A 23,698-nucleotide genomic window follows, 5' to 3' on the forward strand; every position below is an offset into this window, starting at 1 on the left:
CTCTAGTTCGGATAGATCGGCAAGGTTACATTCCAGCGGTCTTGCGGGGCGGGTCGTCCGGTATCAGCGCAATTGACAGTGATGCGTTTTGCCTGATCCGCATCATCTCGCCATGCTGTATCCAGTGGCAGCAGACATTCAGGTACAGCCACCTTGGCATTAACAACAGGAAATGCCCAATTGCTGTTCTGCTCTATGTTTTGATGATTGATAAAACGCGCGGCAACGGCGGCAATCTCATCAGGATTTTGCATTGTTGTATTTACCTGCCTTTGGTGTTCGGCAAAAATCGCATAGCACATACGCAGATTATCGAGGCCGAAACGCTGGCGGCAATAGATGCGAATGTCATCAATACGAGCCAGCGACAGCTTTTCAAAAGCCTCAACATCACATTCCCCGCAAACAATCGGATTAACAAAGAAGAGTTGCAGAGAGGGCTGTTGCTTGACGAAAAACGTATAATCCGTGTCATGCTCGCGATATTTTACCTCAATGCCTGTGAACAGAGCCGCTGCCAGTAACAGTGGCGTCAGGCCGAGGGCGGCGAACAATGCAAATTTTCTCATGAGAGAGTACCATTCTTAAAACAGATATCTCTGCCATAAGCGGAGACAAAATGAATGGCAAATATAAAAAAGACCAGTATCAAACTGGTCTTTTCACCTTGGGAGGCTTTATATTTTTTAGTGCTCTGCGCCTGAGCCGCCGACAGCAACAATGCTGAATGGCTGATCGGCCACAGGAATGGTACGGTCTTCTTTAAAGCTTTCAATATCAATCAGGCGTACCAGACTATGGCGCGGATCGGTAATCGCAATATGGTCACCCGCAACGGCCAGACGCGGGCGCGGATCACGCCAGTGGCCATCTTTGCTGTAAGGCTCGGTCACCTTCGCAGAACGGGTGATTGTGCCATCCAGAATATTGATGAGATGCAGCTGGCCGTCTTCCGTCAGCACATAGGCATTCTTCAGGCGGGCAGGGTCGAGCACAAAATCCACACGACGGGTTGGCAGATCAATCAGGCGGTAAGGCGTGTCGCTTTCCGGATCGATCAGCGCAATCTTGTCCTCACCATAATTGCCGAGAAAGAACTGCATCGCCTTGCTGCCAAGCAAGGTGCTGACTTTGCCCTTTGGCAGATCAGCACCATAGGTCAGCATTTTCAGTTCCGCTTTTTTATCCTTGGACGGGCTGGCGATCAGCACACCTTCCTCACAACCAAACGCAGCGAGACTGGCGGAGAAGGCTTCGCCGTGCAAGGCCGTGCAAGTCGCAACATCGCCGGTTTGCGCACCGTCAGATTCAAGAACACGCAGGCCAAGGCGTGGCGGCAGGGCATCGGGTTTGGTTTCTGCTTCCAGATTTGGCACGGAAGCCAGATATTGATTGCCGAAAGGCACAATCACACCATGATGCGGCGCAGTTGCATCAATGATTTTTGCCTGCGGCTTGCCTTTCAGAATATCCTGCTCGGACAGTTCATGGCCTTTGCCTTCCTTGTCGAAGAACAGCACAACACTGTCACCATGCATCACCGCATGAACCGGCCGTTTGCCTTCAAATTTCTCATCCAGCAAGGCTGTGTCTGAAACTTCCAGATCGCGATGGTCGCCATGATCGGAAAGGCTGATGCCGGTTTTAATGACATTCACCTGATCGGCATCGGATTGCACGGCAAATACAGTTTCACCGGATGCACTTGCCGTCAGACCGGCATAGCCTTTGATATCAAATTTTCCGAGTTCTTTGCCGCTCTCCAGATCAATTGCGCGAACAACCGGTTTGGTATGATCGGCAATAAACAAACGCCAGACCTGCTTATGTTCCTCATCTGCACCGGCATGACCGGCAATCAGTAGGGAACCTAATATGCCGAGCGTCGTTGCGCATTTTAGCTGTTTTAGCATCATAAACCTCAAGTCGAAATGTAATAACATTACGATTGATAGATGCGTTCACCTGACATGTCTATGCCGCAAAAGAAATTATTGTAATTTTATAACATAAATAGAGCGATTTGATTGAAACTTAATCGTCAGAACCGCTCTATCATTTTTATCCTCGCATTGTCCGACGCAAACCGCTTCGCACTTTGCTGGAAATGCTTTTATGGCTGCGTTTATAAACGCAGCCATTCCTTTGCACGGGTAATATCATCCTGCGAGAGCTGATGACCTGCATTGAGTGTCTCTGCCGTTAAGTTAGCGCCTCTATTGCTGAACCATGTATTCAACCCTTCAGCATATTTGCCGTAAGGATCAGATTTACCGGCCAGTGTCAGCACCTCTGTGCCGGACAGGTCAGCCTGCGGTACAGCTTCCAGCACCTGCATCGGGCGGCACAGAATGGCGCGGCGGATCAGTTTCGGAAAAAGCGCCATCACTGCAGCAGCAAAATTTGCACCATTAGAATAGCCGAGCACCGTGATATCTTCCGGTTTCAGGCCATAGGAAGCAATTGCCCCTTCAAAAAAGGCGTTAAATGCCTCAGCCTCCGAGCGGATATCCGCCTGATCGAACTGCGTGGCGCCAAAGCGGCGGAACCAGCGGGCAGTTCCTTCCTCATGGCTGCGTCCGCGCACGCCGAGCAGGGTAGCGCGCGGGTTGATGCGATGCGCCATCGGCATCAGATCGGCTTCATTGCCGCCGGTACCGTGCAATAGCAGAATAACACTGCCATCGGGATTTTCCGGTGTGTAGAAGCGATGCACAAAGGGCAGGTCACGCATGGCAATTCTTTCCTCTCCGGGTAAAGCAAATTGCGGCATTATTACTTTCAGATCCTGTGCGCGCTCCTGATTATGCGGTGGCACAAACAATGTTTCACCCAGATGCTCCGGTGTTTCATCAATGGTAAAACCGGGTCCGTCGGTTGCCAGCTCGATCAGCGTTCCGCCCGGTTCACGCACATAAAGTGAGGTGAAATATTTGCGGTCATGGAAATTGGTGATTGACGAATTGAGGCGTGACAGTTCTGCTTCAGCCGCTTTGACTGCATCGACATCTTTGGCACGGAATGCCACATGGTCGGCAATACCAGTTCCGGGAATTCCGGGCACAAAGCCGGTGACATTGCGCACGTCCACGAAATCCGTGTCGGAAACCATACGCAGTACGGTTTCTTCACGCTGACCTTCACTATAGCCGAAGCGCTTGATGAAAGCGGCGGTTTCTTCCTGCGTTTCGGTGAAGAGGGTAACGCTGTGCAGGCGGGTGGGTGCAGAATTCCACGGATGTGCAGCCGGCATGTCATGACCGACCAGCTTGACGGTAACGCCATCCGGATCTTTCAGGCGTAATACCGGTTCACCGAATTCACGCTTTGGACCTTCCACGCGAATTTGCCGGGACAGGGCGCGTGTCAGCCAGTCCCCGATTGTTTCCGGCGGGACTGCCAAGGCAATTTCCGCAACCTGACCATGGCCGACACGGCCGCGCGCACCCTCTTCCCAGACGAGAAATGTAATCAGTGAACCCGGTGAGCCAAGCGCATCGCCGTAAAACAGGTGGAGCTGCTCGCCGTCTTCAAAGCCGCCGGTTTGCTTGACCAGACGCAACCCCAGAAAACCTGCATAAAAATCAATATTGGCCTGCACATTGCGGGTGATGAGGGTCACATGATGGATACCGGAGGTCATATTGGCCTTTCTGAAATATGTGGGGCAGAGAATGAAATTTATCTCTGCCGAGCCTGTCTGCGCTTTGTATTATATTATCGCAGATTTGTATTTTTGTAATATGGGCAGGGTGAACAGTGTATCAACACCATTCAACTGCCGAAAAGTTGATCTGCCTCACACGATATAAAAAAAGCCCCGCATTGCAGAGCAATACGGGGCAGATATCGAGTAGGTATCATGAGGAGATCAACTTGGTGAAAATATCATCTGTTGATGGGATCAATATACGCATGAATGCATATTAAAATAGTCCAATATAAGACTGGCAAATATTTGTGGTCTCATCATTTTGAGTTTCATGTAATCATCATAATCGTGTGAAAAATGCAACTCTGGGTGCAATTGTAAGCCGTACCACACGTTACCTTATTTACTTTTAAGTTCATCATATAAGTATATTACCATACGATAAATGTGGGGGTACTTATGAAAGAGCTCTTATTAGCAAGTACAGTACTTAGCGGTGTATTTATTTTCAGTTCAGCTGCGAATGCCGCACCATGTGTAGTCAATGCAAACGGAACCTTTACCGTTAACAACGGCAATAATCAAAACGGATGTTCTGTATCATCTGTCCAAAATATAATTGGTAATACATCTTCAGGAAATGTCGGTTTTCTCATTTACAGTCAGAGACTTAATCGTGTTTTGACAATTGAGAATGATTTCACAACAACGGTTAAGGGAGCTGTAGGTATCTCAGTTTATGGTACGTCTCCTGATTTTACCTCAACATTTGACGCCGCCGGTAAAACAATTAATCTAACGCTTAAAAACACTGATGCAAACTCTGCTACGCCTGCAGGTGATAATGTTCCAAAAGGCGGAGTAGGGGTAAGCCATGGCGGTCTTTTAACCATTGGTACGTTAAATCTTACTATGGAAAATTTACCCGTCATCGGTAATGCATTTAGTTCTGCGGAGCATTATGGTGTTGTTACGGGTTCTTCTGTGAATGCAGCAGAGGGCACTGCTTTCAATGGTAAGAGGTCATCAGCAATCTTTGATAATTTGAATATCAAGATGCAATCCGGCGCAGTCGGTGGATTTTTGGGTGGTGGAAACCCGCTGTTAAACGGTATTCGCGCGATTCAGGGGGCAGGTGGAGGTGCAAATTCCGGACAGGGATCTGCAGGATATGTGGAAGTAAAAGGTAATCTGGCAATCGATATTGATGCGGCGTCAAATGATGCTATCGGTATTTATGTATCAGGTTCAGCGCAAAACGGCAGGGTACCGGAAGTCAGGCTAAACAACAGCAATATTAAAATTAAGAGTACATCCGGTCGTGCCAATGCAATCCGTCTGGGTAAAACTGCTAATGTTGGTACTGGTGAAGGCCGCCTGACCTCACTTGGTCACATGGAAATTGATACAACGGCTGCCGCCAACAGTTCCGCCATCGCTGTTATCTGGCAAGGGGCTGTTTTGGACGCCAATACCAATACTTCAAGTACGACCATTAAGGCCGGCCGTGAAGCCATTAGTGTCAGCGGTAATTTCAATCAATCCAATGCACAGACCGACACGATGTTCAATAATCTTGTTGCGTCTACAACTTCAACAACAGCAAACCTTGTTGAAGTTGCGAGCAATCAACAAAATTATTTGCTGACTGTGCGTGGCACGGATAGTTTGCTGACGGCTGCCAGTGGCGGATATCTGCTTAATGTCGGCGGAACTACTCGTGCCCCAAGTATGACCACATTCAATTTTTCAGAAGGAACGATGCTTGGCCTGACCAATAAGGCCGCTGTATCCACTTTGAATCTGAATCTCGATAAGAAGGCAAAATGGGTTTTGCAGGAGAAAACCGGTTCTGCACCTTCAACCACAGCTGTTTTCACCAAGCTTGACCTTAAAAAAGCCTCCGAAATTGTGGCCTACGGATCAGGCGGTGCTCCCGCTGCGTTTACATTGCAGGGAGACATCAACAACATTGGCGGCATTCTCAACCTGTCAGATAGCAAAACCGGTGATCAGTTGATTCTGCGCGGGCAATATGTGGGCTCACAGGGGGCTGTTGCCCATCTGGATACATTCCTTGGAGCCAGCGGCTCAGCTTCTGATATGATTGTGAATGACGGTGGCACAATTTCCGGACAGACCCTGCTGCGTCTTAATAATAAAGGCACGAAAGACGATGGGACTGATACCGAGCCGGGGCATGGTATCAAGCTCGTAAATTCCATTAACGGCGGGACAACAACCGCAGATGCCTTCATGCTTGATGCCAGTGCAGAGAATGCCTATCAGTTTAACGGCAAAACTGTTGTTGGTGCCGGCGCCTATGCCTATTCCTTATATAAAGGCCCAAATACCAAATCCTCTTCCGCATCTGATGACTATTCAGACAGTGAGATTGCGGATGACTGGTATTTGCGTTCTCAGCTCGACAAGAAAGATCCTGTTGACCCGGTAGATCCAGTTGATCCGGTGGATCCTGTAGACCCGGTCGATCCTGTCGATCCGCACTTTACACAAGGTGTGCCTGTTTATGAGGCTTATCCGCAAATTCTGTTGGCGCTGAACGGCCTGCCAACCCTGCAGCAACGCGTTGGCAATCGTTACTGGAGTCATGCCGGTAATATTATGATCGAGCAGGGCGCGGACGTGATCGGTACTCCGGCTGTTCCGGCGGCTGAAGCCGGAAGTTTTACCGAACGCAACGGCATCTGGGGGCGGATTGAAGGCCAGCATCTGAAATCCAAACCGGCAATCACCACATCAGGTACACAATATGATGCTGATATTTTTAAAATGCAGGCCGGTCTTGATGGTGTTTTAACAGAGACTGATAACGGTCTGCTGATTGGCGGTATTACTGTTCATTATGGCCACGCATCTGCTGATACCCGTTCGGAACACGGTCTTGGTAAAATCTCTGCCGACGGTTATGGTTTTGGTGGCACACTGACCTGGTATGGAAATAACGGCTTCTATGTTGATACACAGGCGCAGGCAACATGGTATGACAGTGATCTGAGTACCAGAGGCGCAACTGCAGTCTCTCTCGTAGATGGCAATAACGGCTTTGGCTATGCTTTATCGGCTGAAACCGGTAAGCGCATTACACTGAATGACCGCTGGTCGGTTACGCCGCAAGCACAGCTTGTCTATTCCAATGTCGATTTTGATAGTTTTACCGATCAGTATAATGGTGCTGTTTCCCTCTACAAGGGCGACAGTCTGCAGGGGCGTATCGGTGTTTCTGCAGATTACCAGAACTCCTGGTACAATGACAAAGGCATGGTAAACCGTTCTTATGTCTACGGTGTTGCCAATCTGTATTATGAATTCCTCGACGGTTCAGCAGTTGATGTATCGTCGGTACGTTTTGCCAGCCGTAATGACCGCTTCTGGGGCGGGGTTGGGCTGGGTGGCAGCTATAACTGGGATAATGATAAATATTCCATCTATGGCGAGGGATCGGTAAACACCAGCCTCAATAATTTCGGAGACAGCTACGCCTATAAAGGAACCATCGGACTTCGCGTTAAATGGTGATAAGGTTGAGAGTATTTTAAAATATAAAAGCCCTGAAGATATTCGGGGCTTTTTTTTATAAGTCAGCAAACATTCTATAATGCAAAAGCGACTTTGAAAGGTAACTGTGCGTTATTTCAGGAGAAAGTGGTGAGCGCGCACGGGTTCGAACCGTGGACCTACTGATTAAAAGTCAGTTGCTCTACCGGCTGAGCTACGCGCTCTTGCAATTTCTGAGACGGAAATCTCTGTCAGGAGCATCTCGGTAATGCTCTGCAAGTGGGGCGATACATAAGATGGTTTGATGTTATCGTCAACACTAAAATCACTGTTTAAATTCAAAATCTTAAGTTTATACACAAGACAGATACAAAGACAGATTCAATGCGCAGGCAAACAAGCTGTTCAAATTTAAGAGAATTTTATGTGATGAGAAAGTGGTGAGCGCGCACGGGTTCGAACCGTGGACCTACTGATTAAAAGTCAGTTGCTCTACCGGCTGAGCTACGCGCTCTTGCAATTTCTGAGACAAGAAGTCTCTGTCAGGAGCATCTCGGTAATGCTCTGCAAGTGCGGCGATACATAGGTGCCGTTATCGCGATCGTCAACACCAAAAATCATTGTTTTTGAAGTGAAAGTGGATTTTTTGAAGTTTTTCCGGTTTTTCCCCATATTGAGGTGCTGAAATCACACTCATATCATGCATATTTGATGTTTTTAGTGTCTCATATGAAAAATCAGAGGGGCGATTCATGCTTTCAAATAAGATTCTCCTAAAAAATGATTCCGGCAAGTCATTGTTTGTATGATTGATTCCTGAAAGCGCCCCGTACTTCTGCCTGAAGCATATGCCTGATATCGAAAATTGACCGATATTCACGCCTGCGGTTTCTATCCTGAACAATAATGGCTATAAGACCGCACGAACATAAGCAGCACCATACCCGTGAGATCGCTATGAATCAGCGGAGCAAGGCTGGAGGTTGCTGAAAGTCGCAGATTTCGTAATTTGACAGGGAATTAATATGGCAATCGACATTTCTTATCTGACTGCTGTTGGTGCCGGTGCGTTATCTTTTCTCTCTCCCTGTGTTTTGCCTCTGGTGCCGCCATATCTTTGTTATATGGCAGGTGTGAGTGTGGATGATTTTCGCAATGGTGGAGAGGCCTCGCAGGCCACACGTAACCGCATCCGGTTGCTGGTGACATCATTTGCATTCGTTCTCGGCTTTACCACTGTGTTTGTGGCACTTGGCGCCGGTGCATCGTCAATCGGCCACTTCCTGCGTCAGTGGCAGCAGGAAATGGCAATTGCCGCCGGTCTTGTTATTATTGTGATGGGCTTGAATTTCCTCGGGCTGATCCGCATCCCGTTGCTGTCACGGGAAGCCCGTTTTCAGGCGAATTCCGCCCCGGCAACACCTTTGGGTGCCTATATTATGGGGCTGGCCTTCGCATTCGGCTGGACACCATGTATCGGGCCGGTATTGGGGCCAATCCTGACGCTGGCAGGCTCAAAGGCATCGGTGCTGGACGGCGCGTCACTGCTGGCTGTTTATTCACTGGGGCTGGGTATTCCGTTTATGCTGGCAGCGCTGTTTTCCGGCCGTTTCATGCGCTTCCTGTCACGTTTCCGCGTGCATATGGGGAAGGTCGAAAAAGTGATGGGTATTTTGCTGGTGCTTGCCGGTATCCTGTTCCTGACCGGCGGTATGGAAGCTTTTGCTTTCTGGCTGCTTGAGACATTCCCTGTGCTGGGCAAGCTCGGCTAATCACAATACGTACCGGATGTTTCTGAAAAGTGACCGGCACAACCATAAATCCGAAACAGGAAACTGTTTAAAAACAGAATAATACCGCGATTCATACAAAATCATCGGCGCCTTGCTTGTTTTGTGTAAATGAATCTATACGTTTTGCCTTTAAAGTGGTTCTGATAATTCAGACCTCTTTGCCAGTTATGAAACACGGAATTAATATGGCTTCCAGATCCTGCCTGACCATTATCCTCGCTGCCGGTGAGGGTACCCGCATGAAATCTTCCATGTCCAAAGTCCTGCATGAGATTGCCGGTTTGCCGCTGGTGGGGCATGTGGTTAAGGCCGTGCAGGGAGCCAATGATGCAAAAAGCGATCAAGCTGATTTGGCCGTTGTAGTCGGGCGCGGCGCGGCGGATGTGCAGAAGGCTGTCGGTAAAATCAGCGATACAGCGCGTTTCTATGAGCAGACCGAGCGTCTGGGCACTGCGCACGCAGTGCTTGCTGCCCGCGAAGCGCTGGCCGAAGCGCATGATGATGTGCTGGTGGTTTTCGGCGATACGCCGCTGATCGAAGAAACATCACTGCGCGCTGCCCGTGGCAAGCTGGCCGAGGGCGCAGATATTGTGGTGATGGGGTTCCGTCCGGAGAATCCGGCCGGCTACGGTCGTCTGGTTGAAGAAGATGGCAAGCTAATTGCAATCGTTGAAGAAAAAGACGCGACGGACGAGCAGCGCAAAATCACATTCTGCAACGGCGGTCTGATGGCGCTGAACGGCAAACATGCGTTGAAGCTGATTTCTGCCGTGAAGAACGATAATTCCAAAGGCGAATATTATCTCACCGATGTGGTGAAACTGGCGCATGCACAGGGGCTGAATGTCATTGCCATTGATGTACCGGTTGAAAATGTCATCGGCATTAATAATCGCGCTGAACTAGCGGAAGCCGAAGCCCTGTGGCAGACACGCAAGCGCCGCGATGTGATGCTCTCCGGTGTGACGCTCATTGCACCGGAAACGGTTTTCTTTGCGCATGATACGCTGATTGAAGCCGATGTGCTGATTGAGCCGAATGTTTTCTTTGGCCCTAAAGTCACCGTTGAGAGTGGTGCAGTCATTCATGCATTTTCCCATATTGAAGGTGCGCATATTGGCGCCAATACCAGCGTAGGGCCGTTTGCGCGTCTGCGTCCGGGTGCAAAACTGGCCGAAAAATCCAAGGTTGGCAATTTCTGCGAAGTCAAAAATGCCGATATCGGTGCAGGTGCCAAGGTCAATCATCTGTCCTATATCGGCGATGCAACCGTGGGCGCTGATACCAATATCGGTGCCGGTGTGATCACCTGCAATTATGACGGCTATAATAAGTTTAAAACCATAATCGGCAGCAATGCCTTTGTTGGTTCCAACTCTGCTTTGGTTGCACCGCTTACCATTGGTAACGGTGTTTATGTAGCCTCAGGCAGCGTGATTACAGATGAAGTGCCTGAGAATGCACTGGCTCTCGGTCGTGCGCGGCAGGTTAATAAAGAAGGCCGCGCAGAAATATTACGCGAAAAATACAAATCTATTAAAGCAAGTAAAAACAAATAATTATCATAAAATCATTATTTTTAGATTTAAAGTGGTGATGGAAATTGTGTGGTCTTCAGTCCGCAAGGTCAGGCCTTTAAAACAAAGACGCAACAGGAACAGACACTTATGTGCGGAATTATTGGTATTGTCGGTAAACAGCCGGTCGCAATGCGGCTTGTGGATGCGCTGAAGCGTCTTGAATATCGTGGTTATGATTCAGCCGGTATTGCGACTCTGGTGGATAATCAGATTGCCCGCAGCCGTGCTGAAGGCAAGCTGGTTAATCTGGAAAACCGATTGGCGGCAGAACCGCTGAGCGGCACAATCGGTATCGGTCACACACGCTGGGCAACCCACGGTGCGCCGACAGAGCGCAATGCTCACCCGCATGCCACCGAACAGGTTGCGATTGTCCATAACGGCATTATCGAAAATTTTGCTGAACTGCGTACAGAGCTGGAAGCTGAAGGCGTAAAGTTCCAGAGTGATACGGATACTGAAACCGTAGCGCAGCTGGTCGCCCGCAATATCCGTTCCGGTGATGCACCGGTTGAAGCCGTGCGTAAAGTGCTTGGCCGCCTGCGCGGTGCTTTTGCACTGGCTTTCCTGTTTACCGGTGAAAATGAAATGCTGGTTGCAGCCCGTCGCGGTTCACCGCTGGCTATCGGCTATGGTGAAGGCGAAATGTTCCTCGGCTCCGATGCTATTGCACTGGCACCGTTCACCGATAAAATCAGCTATCTGGAAGATGGTGACTGGGCAGTTCTGACCCGCGACAGCGTAACCGTTTATGATGAGGGTAATCATCCGGTCACCCGTGTTGTGCAGCAGTCCTCCGGCGCTGCCTATGTTGTCAATAAAGGCAATTACCGCCATTTCATGGAAAAAGAAGTCTATGAACAGCCGGAAGTGATTTCCCGCACACTGGCGCATTATCTGGATTTCTCATCCTCGTCGATCCGCACCGATGTTAATAATATCGACTGGTCAAAGATCAATCGCATGGCAATGTCTGCCTGTGGCACCGCTTATTATGCTGCAACCATCGGCAAATACTGGATGGAACGCTATGCGCGTCTGCCGGTAGAGATCGATATTGCCTCGGAATTCCGTTACCGCGAAATGCCGCTTTCAACCGATACGCTGGCATTGTTTGTCTCGCAGTCCGGCGAAACCGCCGATACGCTGGCCTCGCTACGTTATTGCCGTTCACAGGGGCTGCCGATTGCCGCTGTGGTCAATGTGCGCGAATCTACCATTGCCCGCGAGTCCGATATTGTTCTGCCGACATTGGCTGGCCCCGAAATCGGCGTGGCATCGACCAAAGCTTTCACCTGTCAGCTTTCGGTTCTGGCTTCGCTGGCGCTGTCTGCTGCCAAGGCGCGCGGCACAATCACTCCGGCTGAAGAAAAAGAGCTGGTTGATCAGCTGGGCAATCTCTCCGGTGTGCTGCATGAAGCACTGAAACTGGCACCAAAGGTCGAGGCCATCTGCCGCGATCTGATGAATGTCAAAGATGTGCTTTATCTCGGTCGTGGTACTTCCTATCCGCTGGCCCTTGAAGGTGCGCTGAAGCTCAAGGAAATCTCCTATATTCACGCAGAAGGCTATGCAGCCGGTGAGCTGAAGCACGGACCGATTGCCCTGATCGATGAAACCATGCCGGTGATTGTGATTGCGCCTTTCGACCGCCTTTATGAAAAGACCGTGTCGAATATGCAGGAAGTGGCAGCGCGCGGCGGCCGTATCATTTTGATTACCGACAAGGAAGGCGCGAAACACGCCAATGTGGATGCCCATTCCGTACTGATCATGCCGGATGTGCCGGAACTCATTTCGCCTCTGGTTTATGCTCTGCCGATCCAGATGCTGGCTTATTACACTGCTGTCTTCATGGGGACAGACGTGGATCAGCCGCGTAATCTGGCGAAATCCGTGACTGTTGAATAGGTCAAGGCAGTCTGTTTTTTCAAAGCCCGCTTGTCTCAGATAAGCGGGCTTTTTATTTATAGATCATGAGCAGCGGGAGAGTGGTTATGCTGGTGCAGCAAGGCAGATTGGCAATCCGTGATTTGCAGAAAAACGATGCGCCGGTGATGCTGCACTGGTTGCAGGATGAGCGGGTGCTGGAATTTTACGAAGGGCGCGACAAACACTTCGATCTGCAAACGGTCATTGAAGTTTTTATCGAGGATCAAGGTGAAACCACACCGTGTCTGGTGTTACTGGATGATAAACCGCTTGGTTATGTGCAGTTCTACCCGCTGGATAGCGAAGATAAACAGGCGCTGGAACTACCGGTTGAGGATGTGATCTACGGGCTGGATCAGTTTATCGGCGAACCGGATTTCTGGGGGCTGGGACTTGGCACGCAGCTTGTTTTACTGGTGCGCGATTATCTCATAACAGACAAGGCCGCACAGCGCCTTGTTCTCGACCCGCAAAGCCGCAACTCACGCGCAATTGCCTGCTATGAAAAATGCGGCTTTGAAAAACTCCGCATGCTGCCCGCCCATGAAATGCATGAAGGGCAGCTGCAAGATTGCTGGCTGATGCAGTATTATCCCGCGCGCAGCAGTCTGATGGCTTCGTCACGCCCGAAAATATAGAGCAGCAGGCGCAGCGCCTGACCGCGCTCAGATTGCAGGTCAATATCGCGCTCCAGCATCAGACGGGCATCTTTGCGAGCGATCTCCAAAAGATCAGTATGCGCTTCCATCGACGCGAGCTTAAAGCCTGGTGTGCCGGACTGACGGGTGCCGAGAAGCTCGCCTTCACCGCGCAGTTTCAGGTCTTCCTCGGCAATGCGGAAACCATCTTCCGTTTCGCGCATCACTTGCAAACGTGCCTTGGCAATCTCACCCAGCGGGCCTTTATAGAGCAGCAGGCAAGTGGATGGCTTATCACCACGCCCGACACGACCACGCAGCTGATGCAATTGCGACAGGCCGAAGCGCTCGGCATGTTCGATCACAATCACTGTGGCATCCGGCACATCAACGCCGACTTCAATAACGGTGGTGGCAATCAACAGGCGGGTATCACCACGCTTGAAGGCCAGCATGGCATCGTCTTTTTCCTGTCCGGTCATGCGGCCATGAATGAGGCCGAGCTTGTCACCAAACACCGGTAGGAAGGACTGAAAGCGCTCTTCTGCAGAGGTCAGCTCAACATGTTCTGATTCTTCCACCAGAGGGCAGATCCAGTAGATTTTCTGCCCCTCGGAGATTGCCTTGCGCATCCGGTCAACAATTTCACTCAACCGCTCACTCGGCACAATTGCTGTGGTGATCGGCTGGCGGCCTGCCGGTTTTTCTGTGAGCTTGGAAACATCCATATCGCCAAAGGCGGTCAGAACCAGCGTGCGCGGGATCGGCGTTGCAGTCATCACCAGCATATCCGGCGCAGTGCCCTTGGCCGTCAGCTGCAGGCGCTGATGCACACCGAACCTGTGCTGCTCATCAATGATGACAAACACCAGATCATGATATTCAACTTTATCCTGAAACAGCGCATGAGTGCCGATAATGATATGGATAGTACCATCAGCCAGCTCGTCGAGAATGCGCTGGCGCTCTTTGCCTTTTTCACGCCCTGTCAGCAAAGCAGCTTTCAATCCAGCTTTTTCAGCCAGCGGCGCAATGGTTGCAAAATGCTGTCGCGCCAGCACTTCTGTCGGTGCCATCAAAGCAGATTGTCCGCCCGATTCTGCCGCATGTGCCATAGACAGTAAGCCAACCACGGTTTTACCGGCACCAACATCACCTTGTAGCAGACGCAGCATACGTTCCGGTTGCTTGAGGTCGCCGATAATATCTTTAACCGCCTGTTCCTGACCTTTCGTCAGGCTATAGGGCAGGTTAGCCAATATCTGTGCGGTGATTTTGCCTGTGCCATTGAGCGGGCGACCGGAGAGACGCTTGGTCTTGGCGCGCACCAGTGCTAGTGCCATTTGTCCGGCGAGAAATTCATCATAGGCGAGGCGGCGGCGCGAAGGGCTGTCTTGCGCAATATCTTCCGGCTCTTCCGGCAAATGCAGATGATGCAGCGCTTGCGTGAAAGACGGAAAATTCTCCCGCTGCATCAGCGTCTTGTCCTGCCATTCCGGCAGATCAGGAATGTGAGTCAGCGCATCGCGCATCGCGCGTGCCAGTGTTTTAGGTGAAAGACCGGCAGTTAGCGGATAGACCGGCTCAATCAATGGCAGATCATCACTGCCGTCAATCGGCGCAATATGATCGGGGTGCACCATCGAGGCGCGACCGTTGAACCATTCCACCTTGCCGGAGACGATAACCTTTTCGCCAAGCGGCAGGCTTTTTTCCAGCCACGGGCGCTGAGCACGGAAGAACACCAGCGTTACTTCGCCCGTATCATCATGGGCATAAATGCGATGGGGCACAGAGCCACGCATAAAAGCGCCTGATTTGCCCCCCGATGGTGAGAACTGATATTCATCAACCGTCACCTCCAGCGTGACCACGGCACCTTCCTGCGCAAAAGCCACACCCGGACGGTTGCGCCGGTCGATTACACTGTTCGGTGCCAGAAACAGCAATTGTCCCACACGCGGCTCAAGCATCGCCGCGCTTTCCGCGCCGAGCAGTTTCAGCAGCAAAGCAGAGACTTTAGGCCCGATACCGGTGAGGGTACGAACCGATGCAAACAGGGGATCAAGCAGACTTGGACGCATAAAAACTAACTTACCCGCTTCTTATTGACTTGCAAGGCTGACATCGCGTTCATCCCGCGTTATATGGCTGGTAATGTTATTGAATGCACAGATGTTAATCCGGAGAATGTTATGAGCACAGGCAGTAAATTATCGGGCACCGAAGCAGGCGCACAGCTGGATCCGCGTCGCCGCAAGCTGCTGTTCCGCTCGTGGCACCGTGGTATGAAAGAAATGGATCTGATCTTCGGTCAATATGCCGATCAGCATATTGCGACCATGGATGAAGATACTTTGAATGAATTTGAACGTCTGCTCGAAGTGCTCGACCGCGATCTGTTCAAGTGGATTACCGGTGAAGACAAAACACCTGAGGCTTTTGACACGATTTTGTTCCGTGATCTTATTTTGTTCCGCGATAAAATCGACTATTGATTTTTCTCAATCAGAAGCTCGAGTAATATAGCAGAGACATCCTATGCCCGTATTTTCCAAACTTGGTCTGAAACCGGTTCTCGTCAATCATGTACTGATTGATGGTGTCGCCGATGGTTATGAAGCCTTTGTGCTGGCCAAGATTTTGGAGGAGGCGGGTGATAAGGGGCCTGTCTTGTTCATTGCCCGCGACGGGCAGCGCGTGGCCGATATTGAGCAGGTGATCGGCTTTATCATGCCGGAACTGCCGGTATTGCATATTCCGGCGTGGGACTGTCTGCCCTATGACCGTGTTTCTCCCGGTGCAACAGTCTCTGCCAGACGTCTGAATGCGCTGAGCCAGCTGAGTGCCCTGCGGGAGCAGAAACATCCGGCGCTGATTATTGCCACAGCCAATGCGGTGTTGCAGAAGCTGCCGCCGCGCGCTGTGCTGGCTGAACAGAGTTTCTCCGCACGTCCGGGCAACCGCGTGAATATGGATGAACTGACCCAGCGCCTTGAGCGCAACGGCTTTGAGCGCGTGCCGACTGTGCGTGATGTCGGTGAATTTGCTGTACGTGGGGGTATTCTTGATCTGTTCGTGCCGGGAGCAGAAGAACCGCTGCGACTGGATTTCTTCGGCGATACGCTGGAGAGCATCCGCGCGTTTGATCCGGCCTCGCAGCGTACGACCGAGACACGCAAGGAGTTCACTCTCCAGCCGATGAGCGAGATTACGCTCTCACCGGATATGATCAGCCGCTTCCGTAAGAACTATATCGCTGCCTTTGGTGCGCCGTCACGCGATGATGCGCTTTATGCGGCAATCTCGGAAGGACGCCGCTTTGCGGGTATGGAGCACTGGCTACCGCTGTTTTATGACGAGATGGAAACGCTGTTTGATCATACAGGGCCGATGCCTGTTGTATTCGATCATCTGGTGCCGGAAGCCATTGCCGAGCGCCACAAGCTGGTGCTTGACCATTATGATGCCCGCCAGAAGCAAGCAGAAGGCAAAGAAGCAGCAGATGCTATTCCTTATAAGCCGGTAGCACCGAGCCAGCTCTATATGTCGCTGCGCAAGGTGGAAGAGGCGGCAGAGGCCAATGGCAAGCGCTATGACCTCACGCCTTTTGAAGCACCGGAAGCCAGTGGCCGGCATATTATTCATGCGGGTGCCCATAAAGGCCGCAGCTTTGCTGAGGAACGCGCCGCTAAAGACGTTAATCTGTTCGAGGCCGTAACCAAATATATCGCTGAACTTCGCGCAAGCGGTAAAAAGATCATGATCGCCGCTTGGACAGAAGGTTCGCTTGACCGTCTGTTGCAGGTGCTGGACGAACATGGTCTGGAAAAAATCGAGACGGTTAAAGACCTGCGGACAGTCAAAGCCCTGTCGCGCGATAAGATCACTGCGACTGTGCTGGCGGTAGAAAGCGGCTTTGATGCTGGTGATCTGGTTGTGGTGGCCGAGCAGGATATTCTCGGTGACCGCCTGATCCGACGCACCAAGAAACGCAAACGCGATGCGGATTTTATCTCCGAGGCCGGTAGCCTGACCGCAGGCGATATCGTGGTGCATGTCGATCATGGTATCGGTAAGTTTGTCGGCTTGCGCACAATCACCGCTGCCGGTGCGCCGCATGATTGCCTTGAGCTGCATTATGCCGGTGACGACCGTCTGTTCCTGCCGGTTGAAAATATCGAACTGTTGTCGCGCTATGGCTCGGAAGGCTCATCCGCTGTTCTGGATAAGCTCGGCGGCGGCGCATGGCAGGCACGTAAAGCCAAGCTCAAGAAACAGCTGCTGGAAATGGCCGGACAGCTGATCCGTATTGCTGCGGAACGTGCTATGCGTGGCGCGCCGGTGCTAACCCCGCCGGAAGGGGTCTATGGCGAATTTGCTGCCCGTTTCCCTTATGATGAAACAGAAGACCAGCAACGCGCCATTGATGCGATCTTTGATGATCTTGGTGACGGCAAGCCGATGGATCGTCTGGTTTGCGGTGATGTCGGCTTTGGTAAAACCGAAGTCGCGCTGCGTGCGGCTTTTGTAGCAGCACTCAACGGTTATCAGGTCGCGGTTGTGGTGCCGACCACATTGCTGTCACGCCAGCATTTCAAAACCTTCTCCACGCGCTTTAATGGTCTGCCGATCAATGTTGCCCATGCCTCACGTCTTGTCGGTGCCAAAGAACTGGCGCTGACCAAGAAGGGTGTTGAAGAAGGCACAGTTGATATTGTTGTCGGCACCCATGCGCTGCTCGGCAATTCGATCAAGTTCAAAAATCTCGGCCTGCTGATTATCGATGAAGAACAGCATTTCGGCGTGAAGCATAAAGAACGCCTGAAAGACCTGAAATCCGATATTCACGTGCTGACACTCACTGCAACGCCGATCCCGCGCACCTTGCAGCTGGCGCTTACAGGTGTGCGTGAATTGTCGCTGATCACGACACCACCGGTTGACCGTATGGCGGTGCGTACCTTCATTTCACCTTTTGACGCGCTGGTCATCCGTGAAACACTGATGCGCGAGCGCTATCGTGGCGGTCAGAGCTTCTATGTCTGTCCGCGTATTTCCGACCTTGCCGAGATCAAAGAATTCCTCGACCAGCATGTGCCGGAACTGAAAGTCGCTGTGGCTTTCGGGCAGATGCCTGCTGGTGAGCTGGAAGACATTATGAATGCCTTCTATGACGGGCAATATGATGTGCTGCTTTCCACCACCATTGTGGAATCCGGTCTGGATATTCCGACCGCTAATACCATGATTGTGCATCGTGCGGATATGTTCGGTCTTGCGCAGCTCTATCAGCTTCGTGGTCGCGTTGGCCGTTCCAAGCAACGTGCATTTGCGCTGTTCACGCTGCCTGCGGGCAAAACGCTGACGCAGACAGCCGAACGCCGCCTTAAAGTGCTGCAATCGCTGGATACTTTGGGCGCTGGTTTCCAGCTTGCCAGCCACGATATGGATATTCGCGGTGCGGGTAACCTGTTGGGTGATGAGCAGTCCGGTCATATTAAAGAAGTCGGTTTCGAGCTTTATCAGCAGATGCTGGAAGAGGCGGTTGCCGAGCTGAAATCCGAAGGCCCTGTGGTGGATAGCCATTGGTCGCCACAAATTGCGGTTGGCACGGCGGTGATGATACCGGAAACTTATGTGCCTGATTTGCAATTGCGTCTGGGGCTTTATCGCCGTCTGGCCGATCTGGAAACAACGCAGGAAATTGACGGTTTTGGTGCCGAACTGATCGACCGTTTTGGCCCGCTGCCGGAAGAAGTGCAGCACCTGCTCAAGATCGTGTTTATCAAGGCGCTGTGCCGCAAGGCCAATGTTGAGAAATTGGATGCAGGACCGAAGGGCATTGTTATCCAGTTCCGTGAGAAGACCTTCCCGAATCCGGCAGGTCTGGTGCAGATGATTGCGGCACAGGGCTCGCTGGCGAAGATCCGGCCGGATCAGAGCATTGTGTTTATCCGCGATTATCCGACGGCGGAAAAACGCCTGACCGGTTCAGCCGTAATCATGACGCAGTTGGCAAAAATCGCCGGAGAATAAGCAAAACAGGGGAATAGAATGCAAAAACAGCTTGTTGAAACCAGACATGGTTGCCTTGAGGTCATGACAAGCGCCGGTAAAGGCGCCCCGGTTTTGTTTATTCATGGCAATTCCGCTTGCAAGGAAGTGTTTCACAAGCAGTTTGAATCTTCTCTGGCACATGATTTCCGGCTGATCGCTTTTGATTTGCCGGGACATGGCGCCTCTGCCAATGCTGCGGATCCGCAAAAGACCTATACATTGCATGGCTATGCGCAGGCCGCAGCCGATGTGCTGAAGGCGCTGGATGTATCATCGGTAGCGGTGTTTGGCTGGTCGCTCGGCGGGCATATCGGACTGGAAATGATTGCGCAGCAAGCACCGGTCAGCCGTCTGATGATTACCGGTACGCCGCCGTTTTCTAAAGACCCCGATGCGGTCGGTCGGGCTTTTGTACCAAGTGAAGCGCTGAAATATGGTGGCCAGCGTGATCTGGACGATGCGGAGGCACAATCCTATGCGCGCCATGTGGTGCATCCTGATAAGCCGACACCGGATTTTGTAGTGAATGCCGTGCGCAGAACCGATGGACTGACACGCCAGACAATGTTTGAGAATATTCTGGCTGATAATATCGCTGACCAGCAGCATATGGCTGAAAATTGCCCTGTACCGCTGGCTATTCTCAATGGCGCCGAGGATCATTTCATCAATAATGCGCATATTGCATCGCTGAATTATAAGAACCTCTGGGAAGAGACGATTTTCCTGCTGCCACAGGTCGGCCATGCGGCTTTTCTGGAAAAGCCGCAGTTGTTTAACCGCATATTGGAACGCTTCCTGCGCGGCTAATCTTATGGTTTGCGCAGGCGCACAATCCATGCAATCGGCGTGACGCGCGTATCGGCAACAACGTCTTCTCTTGCGGCCAGTTCTTCCGAGGCCATTGGTTCAACACTGGCCTCGAGAATGAAACCTGCAGCGGTAATCATCCCGATCCATTCGCTCAATGTCCGGTGAAAACGCGGAATATTGAATGGTTTGGATTGTTCACGCTCTTCCTTAGGCAGGCTTGAGAACCACCAAGTCTCCACGTTGCCGTCGATATTGGCAAAATAATCTGCCACTTGTACCGCAACGGCTTTACCACTCTCATCACGAATATTCTTACGAAACGGCGGCACAAAGCACGGATGCAGAATGGTGAACTGGAAGAAGCCTTGCGGTTTCAGAATGCGGAACACTTCTTTCAGCACATCACCTTGTTGCGGCATATCCATCATTGACATAAAGGCGCTGGCAAAATCAAATTGTGCATCATCGAACGGCAGGTGCAAGGCATCTGCGATTTGATAACGGATACCGAGCGGTTCCTTTTGTTCATATTCTGTCGCATGGCGCACAAAAGTCAGAGCAATATCAATACCGGTCATATTGGCACCGGCACGAGCCAGTGAGCGGGTATTCGCACCTTCACCGCAACCGACATCCAATCCGTTTAAGCCTTTGATGTCCGGCAGCATTTCCAAAAAAGCCGGTGTATGCAGCGCGTCACGATAAATGTCGTAACCGGCGCGGACATGTTTCGTCCATGTCTCGGCATTGGCTTCCCAATGGTCAGACACTGAGCGTTTCAGCACATCATTGTCTATTTTTTCTGTCATGGGAAATGCTCCTCGGTTTTACTTATAAAGACGAAAAAGGCTCTCCGGCGTGTGCCAAAGAGCCTTAGAATAGTATTGTTGCAGTGGTTTAAAGATCAGCGATCTTCGCTCAGACCCGGCTCATAACCTTCCGCAATCTGACGGATAGCATCAGCCATGGCCTCGGCGCTCTGTGCACCCATAACCGCATATTTCTGATCGAGAATGAAGCACGGCACACCGGTCACGCCCATCTGGCCTGCTACAGCAATTTCCGCACGAACATTATCGCTGTCCGTGTCACCTTCGAGCAGGGTTTCGATAATGGTATATTCCATACCGGCATCTTCTGCGGCTTCGATGAGGATTTCATGGCTGCCGATATTTTCGCCTTGTTCAAAATAGAGCGAGAATAATTCGCCGACAACGCGATCCTGTACTTCCGCGCTGACTTCACCCGCCCAGCGGATCAGGCGATGGGCATCCAGCGTATTTGGTGCCACTTCAATCGCATCAAAGTCGAACTCGATGCCTTCTTCTTTGCCGATGGCGATCAGCTGGTCATGCACTTCATTCACGCGGCTCTGGGAGCCGAGTTTTTCAACCAGATAGCGTTTGCGCTCTTTGCCTTCAGCCGGAATCGTCGGATCAAGCTGAAACGGACGCCAGCGTACTTCAACATTCAGTTCCGGCAGCATTTCAAGGGCGGCTTTCAGGCGCTGACGGCCGAGAAAGCACCACGGGCAGACGACATCGGAAATAACATCGATTGTGATTTGTTTGTTTGTCATGAAATTACCAGTCATCATTGGTTGGCAGAGGTGGTTTCAGTCCACCATGTAGGGAATTGATAGCCGTAAAGCGAGTTTTTTTGTGGAATTTTGATCCGCTCCCACCGTGCAACCTGCTGTTTCGGCAAATAATAAAGCGGCAGATAATAGCTGCCGGAGATCAGCAACCGGTCAAAGGCGCGCACTGCATCGGTAAAAGCAGAGCGGTCTTTGGCGGCGAGCATAGCTTCAATCATCGCATCAATAGCCGGATCCTGTGCACCCGGATAGTTGAAACTGCCGGATGCATCACGTGAGCCGGAGCCCCAGCGCATCCATTGTTCATTGCCGGGAGAAAGCGAGGCCGTCAGCGCACCGATAATCATATCATAATCGAAATTCTGCAAGCGCTGCTGATATTGCGCATCATCGGCACTACGGATTTCCGCAACAATACCCAAACGTGCCAGATTGCGCTTATAGGCCAGTGCCAGCTTTTCCTCATCAACTGAGCGGGTCATGATTTCAAAGCTCAGACGGGTGCCTTCCGGCGTGGTAGCCACACCGTTGTTAAACGTAAAACCTGCCTGTTCCAGCAAATCATAGGCTTTTTTAGCAGGCTCACGATCATGACCGCTGCCGTCGGTTGTGGTCGGGCGCCATGTGCCGTCCATCGTTTCCGGCAGTATTCTATCCTGATAGGGGGCGAGTAACTGCTTTTCACCGTCGCTCGCCGGACGGCCGACAGACGATAATTCCGAACCCTGCCAGAAACTCGCCATACGATCATATTGACCGGAAAACAGTGAGCGGTTTGCCCATTCAAAGTCAAAGAGTTCGGAGAGCGCGCGGCGCACTTTAACATCAGCAAATTTTTCGCGTCGCGTATTGAAGACAAAGCCGAGCATATTGGCCGGCGTACCTTTGACGAAAGTGTCCTTAATGACTTTTCCTTGCTTTACCGCAGGAAAGTCATAGGCTTTGCTCCAGTGATTAGGTGAGCCGTCAACATAAACATCGATAATCCCCTTCTTGAAAGCCTCGAAATAGGAGGTTTCATTACGGAAATATTCGATGGTGATGGTTTCAAAATTGTTGAAACCGGTGCGGCTTGGCAGATCTTTTGCCCAGTAATCCGCATTGCGCTGATAGGTAATACGTTCACCCGGTTTTACATCTTTAATAAGATAAGGGCCGCTTGCGACCGGAGGCTTCAGCGAGGCCTTGCCGAAAGTCTCTGGATCAACTGCATGTTTCGGCAGCACCGGCATAGTACTTGCCAGGAGCAACGGAAATTCACGGTTCGCCTTATCGTTGAAGGTAATACGAATGCCGTGCTCGCCTGTTTTCTCGATTTTGTCGATCTGCTTCATACGGGCATTAAACGGCGGACGGCCTTTTTCCGTCAGTATTTCATAGGTGAAAAGCACGTCTTCCGGTGTCACCGGTTTGCCGTCTGACCATCGGGCTTTCGGGTTCAGCGTAAATTCAATGAAACTGCGTGCATCATCAATCTCAACGCTTTCGGCCAGTAAGCCATAGAGCGTAAAAGGCTCATCAGTTGAGCGCTGCATCAGCGGCTCAAACACCAGATTGCCGAAATCCCCGTCAATGAACATACCGCGCGCTGTGGTGCGCATGCTCTGCAAAACAAACGGGTTCAGACTGTCGAATGTACCGACGACACCATAGGTGATATTTCCGCCTTTAGGTGCTGCCGGATTGGTATAAGGGAAGTGTTTGAAGTCGGCTGGCAGCGCAATGTCACTATGCATGGACAATGCGTAGGATGGCACGCTGTCTTGTCCGGCAGATGCGGTTTGGGCTTGTGCTGTGCTTTGGGTAAAGGGCAGGCCGGTAGTGCCAAATGCAGTTGCCAGAACAGAGGTTCCCAGCATTGCAAGCAGATGACGCCTGTTGATGATGTGCGGGAAGGGCAGGAACGGCTGTGTCATTGGTCAATCACTATCCGGTAAAATTTTAAGAATGCTCTGATTTGTCAGAATTTTGCGTGTTTTTGATTAATTTTGAGAATGTTTGAGGATTATGCCGGTTCGGTACCATATTTGATTCGTATCAGATGCACTGTATAAACCGCTTTTTTAGCGGGAATATGCAGCAAGCTACAGAATTATAATATGAAATATTGACCG

Annotated in this window: 16 protein-coding genes and 2 tRNA genes; 8 read left to right on the forward strand and 10 right to left on the reverse strand. The window is 51.2% G+C overall.

Annotated elements, in window-relative coordinates:
• Nucleotides 1-2: 2 nt before the first annotated feature.
• The 3 genes from HBA93_RS04975 to HBA93_RS04985 all read right to left on the reverse strand — a co-directional run bounded on the left by HBA93_RS04975 (nt 3) and on the right by HBA93_RS04985 (nt 3,643).
• Nucleotides 3-569, reverse strand: a complete 567-nt coding sequence (locus HBA93_RS04975) for a hypothetical protein (RefSeq protein WP_221722526.1) — start codon at nt 567-569, stop codon at nt 3-5.
• Nucleotides 570-686: 117 nt separating this feature from the next.
• Nucleotides 687-1,916, reverse strand: a complete 1,230-nt coding sequence (locus HBA93_RS04980) for a metallochaperone AztD (protein WP_221722527.1) — start codon at nt 1,914-1,916, stop codon at nt 687-689.
• Between the two features lie 209 nt (nt 1,917-2,125).
• Entirely contained in the window at nt 2,126-3,643 is a 1,518-nt protein-coding gene (locus HBA93_RS04985) for a VOC family protein (protein WP_221722528.1), read from the reverse strand.
• Nucleotides 3,644-4,636: 993 nt separating this feature from the next.
• Between HBA93_RS04985 and HBA93_RS04990 the strand changes: the two genes are divergently transcribed.
• Entirely contained in the window at nt 4,637-7,192 is a 2,556-nt protein-coding gene (locus HBA93_RS04990; protein WP_353619319.1) for an autotransporter family protein, read from the forward strand.
• 127 nt (nt 7,193-7,319) lie between these two features.
• On the opposite strand, the gene HBA93_RS04995 is transcribed toward HBA93_RS04990, so the two are convergent.
• The 3 genes from HBA93_RS04995 to HBA93_RS05005 all read right to left on the reverse strand — a co-directional run bounded on the left by HBA93_RS04995 (nt 7,320) and on the right by HBA93_RS05005 (nt 8,051).
• A tRNA-Lys gene (locus tag HBA93_RS04995) sits at nt 7,320-7,395 on the reverse strand.
• Between the two features lie 214 nt (nt 7,396-7,609).
• Nucleotides 7,610-7,685 (reverse strand) — tRNA-Lys (locus HBA93_RS05000).
• 90 nt (nt 7,686-7,775) lie between these two features.
• The gene (locus HBA93_RS05005; protein WP_221722530.1) at nt 7,776-8,051 is read right to left on the reverse strand and encodes a hypothetical protein; all 276 of its coding nucleotides are present in this window, start codon (nt 8,049-8,051) and stop codon (nt 7,776-7,778) included.
• A 145-nt stretch (nt 8,052-8,196) separates the two neighbouring features.
• On the opposite strand from HBA93_RS05005, the gene HBA93_RS05010 reads away from it, so the two are divergent.
• The 4 genes from HBA93_RS05010 to aac(6')-Ian all read left to right on the forward strand — a co-directional run bounded on the left by HBA93_RS05010 (nt 8,197) and on the right by aac(6')-Ian (nt 13,114).
• Complete coding sequence (locus tag HBA93_RS05010; protein ID WP_022712343.1) at nt 8,197-8,943, forward strand: cytochrome c biogenesis CcdA family protein; 747 nt, start codon at nt 8,197-8,199, stop codon at nt 8,941-8,943.
• A 206-nt stretch (nt 8,944-9,149) separates the two neighbouring features.
• Entirely contained in the window at nt 9,150-10,523 is a 1,374-nt protein-coding gene (gene glmU / locus HBA93_RS05015) for a bifunctional UDP-N-acetylglucosamine diphosphorylase/glucosamine-1-phosphate N-acetyltransferase GlmU (RefSeq protein WP_221722531.1), read from the forward strand.
• A gap of 108 nt (nt 10,524-10,631) precedes the next feature.
• Nucleotides 10,632-12,455: a glutamine--fructose-6-phosphate transaminase (isomerizing) gene (gene glmS / locus HBA93_RS05020; protein WP_221722532.1), complete on the forward strand. Its 1,824-nt coding sequence runs from the start codon at nt 10,632-10,634 to the stop codon at nt 12,453-12,455.
• An 86-nt stretch (nt 12,456-12,541) separates the two neighbouring features.
• A complete protein-coding gene (gene aac(6')-Ian / locus HBA93_RS05025; protein WP_221722533.1) occupies nt 12,542-13,114 on the forward strand; it encodes an aminoglycoside N-acetyltransferase AAC(6')-Ian in 573 nt (190 codons plus the stop codon).
• Here the strand turns inward: aac(6')-Ian and recG are convergent.
• Complete coding sequence (recG, locus tag HBA93_RS05030) at nt 13,066-15,198, reverse strand: ATP-dependent DNA helicase RecG (protein ID WP_221722534.1); 2,133 nt, start codon at nt 15,196-15,198, stop codon at nt 13,066-13,068. The genes aac(6')-Ian and recG overlap by 49 nt on opposite strands.
• Before the next feature lie 111 nt (nt 15,199-15,309).
• Here recG and HBA93_RS05035 point away from each other — a divergent pair, with 111 nt between their 5' ends.
• Genes HBA93_RS05035 through HBA93_RS05045 form a run of 3 tightly spaced genes read left to right on the forward strand, consistent with a single transcriptional unit; the run spans nt 15,310 to nt 19,984 of the window.
• Nucleotides 15,310-15,612 (forward strand): FAD assembly factor SdhE, encoded by a 303-nt coding sequence (locus HBA93_RS05035; RefSeq protein ID WP_113943233.1) that lies wholly within the window; start codon nt 15,310-15,312, stop codon nt 15,610-15,612.
• A gap of 43 nt (nt 15,613-15,655) precedes the next feature.
• Nucleotides 15,656-19,153 carry a transcription-repair coupling factor gene (mfd, locus tag HBA93_RS05040; RefSeq protein ID WP_221722535.1) on the forward strand — a complete coding sequence of 1,166 codons (3,498 nt, stop codon included), beginning with the start codon at nt 15,656-15,658 and terminating at the stop codon, nt 19,151-19,153.
• An 18-nt stretch (nt 19,154-19,171) separates the two neighbouring features.
• Nucleotides 19,172-19,984 (forward strand): alpha/beta fold hydrolase, encoded by an 813-nt coding sequence (locus tag HBA93_RS05045; RefSeq protein ID WP_221722536.1) that lies wholly within the window; start codon nt 19,172-19,174, stop codon nt 19,982-19,984.
• Nucleotides 19,985-19,986: 2 nt separating this feature from the next.
• On the opposite strand, the gene HBA93_RS05050 is transcribed toward HBA93_RS05045, so the two are convergent.
• From HBA93_RS05050 to HBA93_RS05060, 3 genes are all read right to left on the reverse strand, one after another.
• Nucleotides 19,987-20,796 (reverse strand): class I SAM-dependent methyltransferase, encoded by an 810-nt coding sequence (locus tag HBA93_RS05050; RefSeq protein ID WP_221722537.1) that lies wholly within the window; start codon nt 20,794-20,796, stop codon nt 19,987-19,989.
• A 95-nt stretch (nt 20,797-20,891) separates the two neighbouring features.
• Nucleotides 20,892-21,566, reverse strand: a complete 675-nt coding sequence (locus HBA93_RS05055) for a DsbA family oxidoreductase (RefSeq protein WP_122092176.1) — start codon at nt 21,564-21,566, stop codon at nt 20,892-20,894.
• Nucleotides 21,567-21,580: 14 nt separating this feature from the next.
• Complete coding sequence (locus HBA93_RS05060) at nt 21,581-23,443, reverse strand: extracellular solute-binding protein (RefSeq protein ID WP_221722645.1); 1,863 nt, start codon at nt 23,441-23,443, stop codon at nt 21,581-21,583.
• Nucleotides 23,444-23,698 lie beyond the last annotated feature (255 nt).

The sequence above is a fragment of the Ochrobactrum sp. SFR4 genome (genome assembly GCF_019730395.1).
Lineage (GTDB): Bacteria > Pseudomonadota > Alphaproteobacteria > Rhizobiales > Rhizobiaceae > Pseudochrobactrum.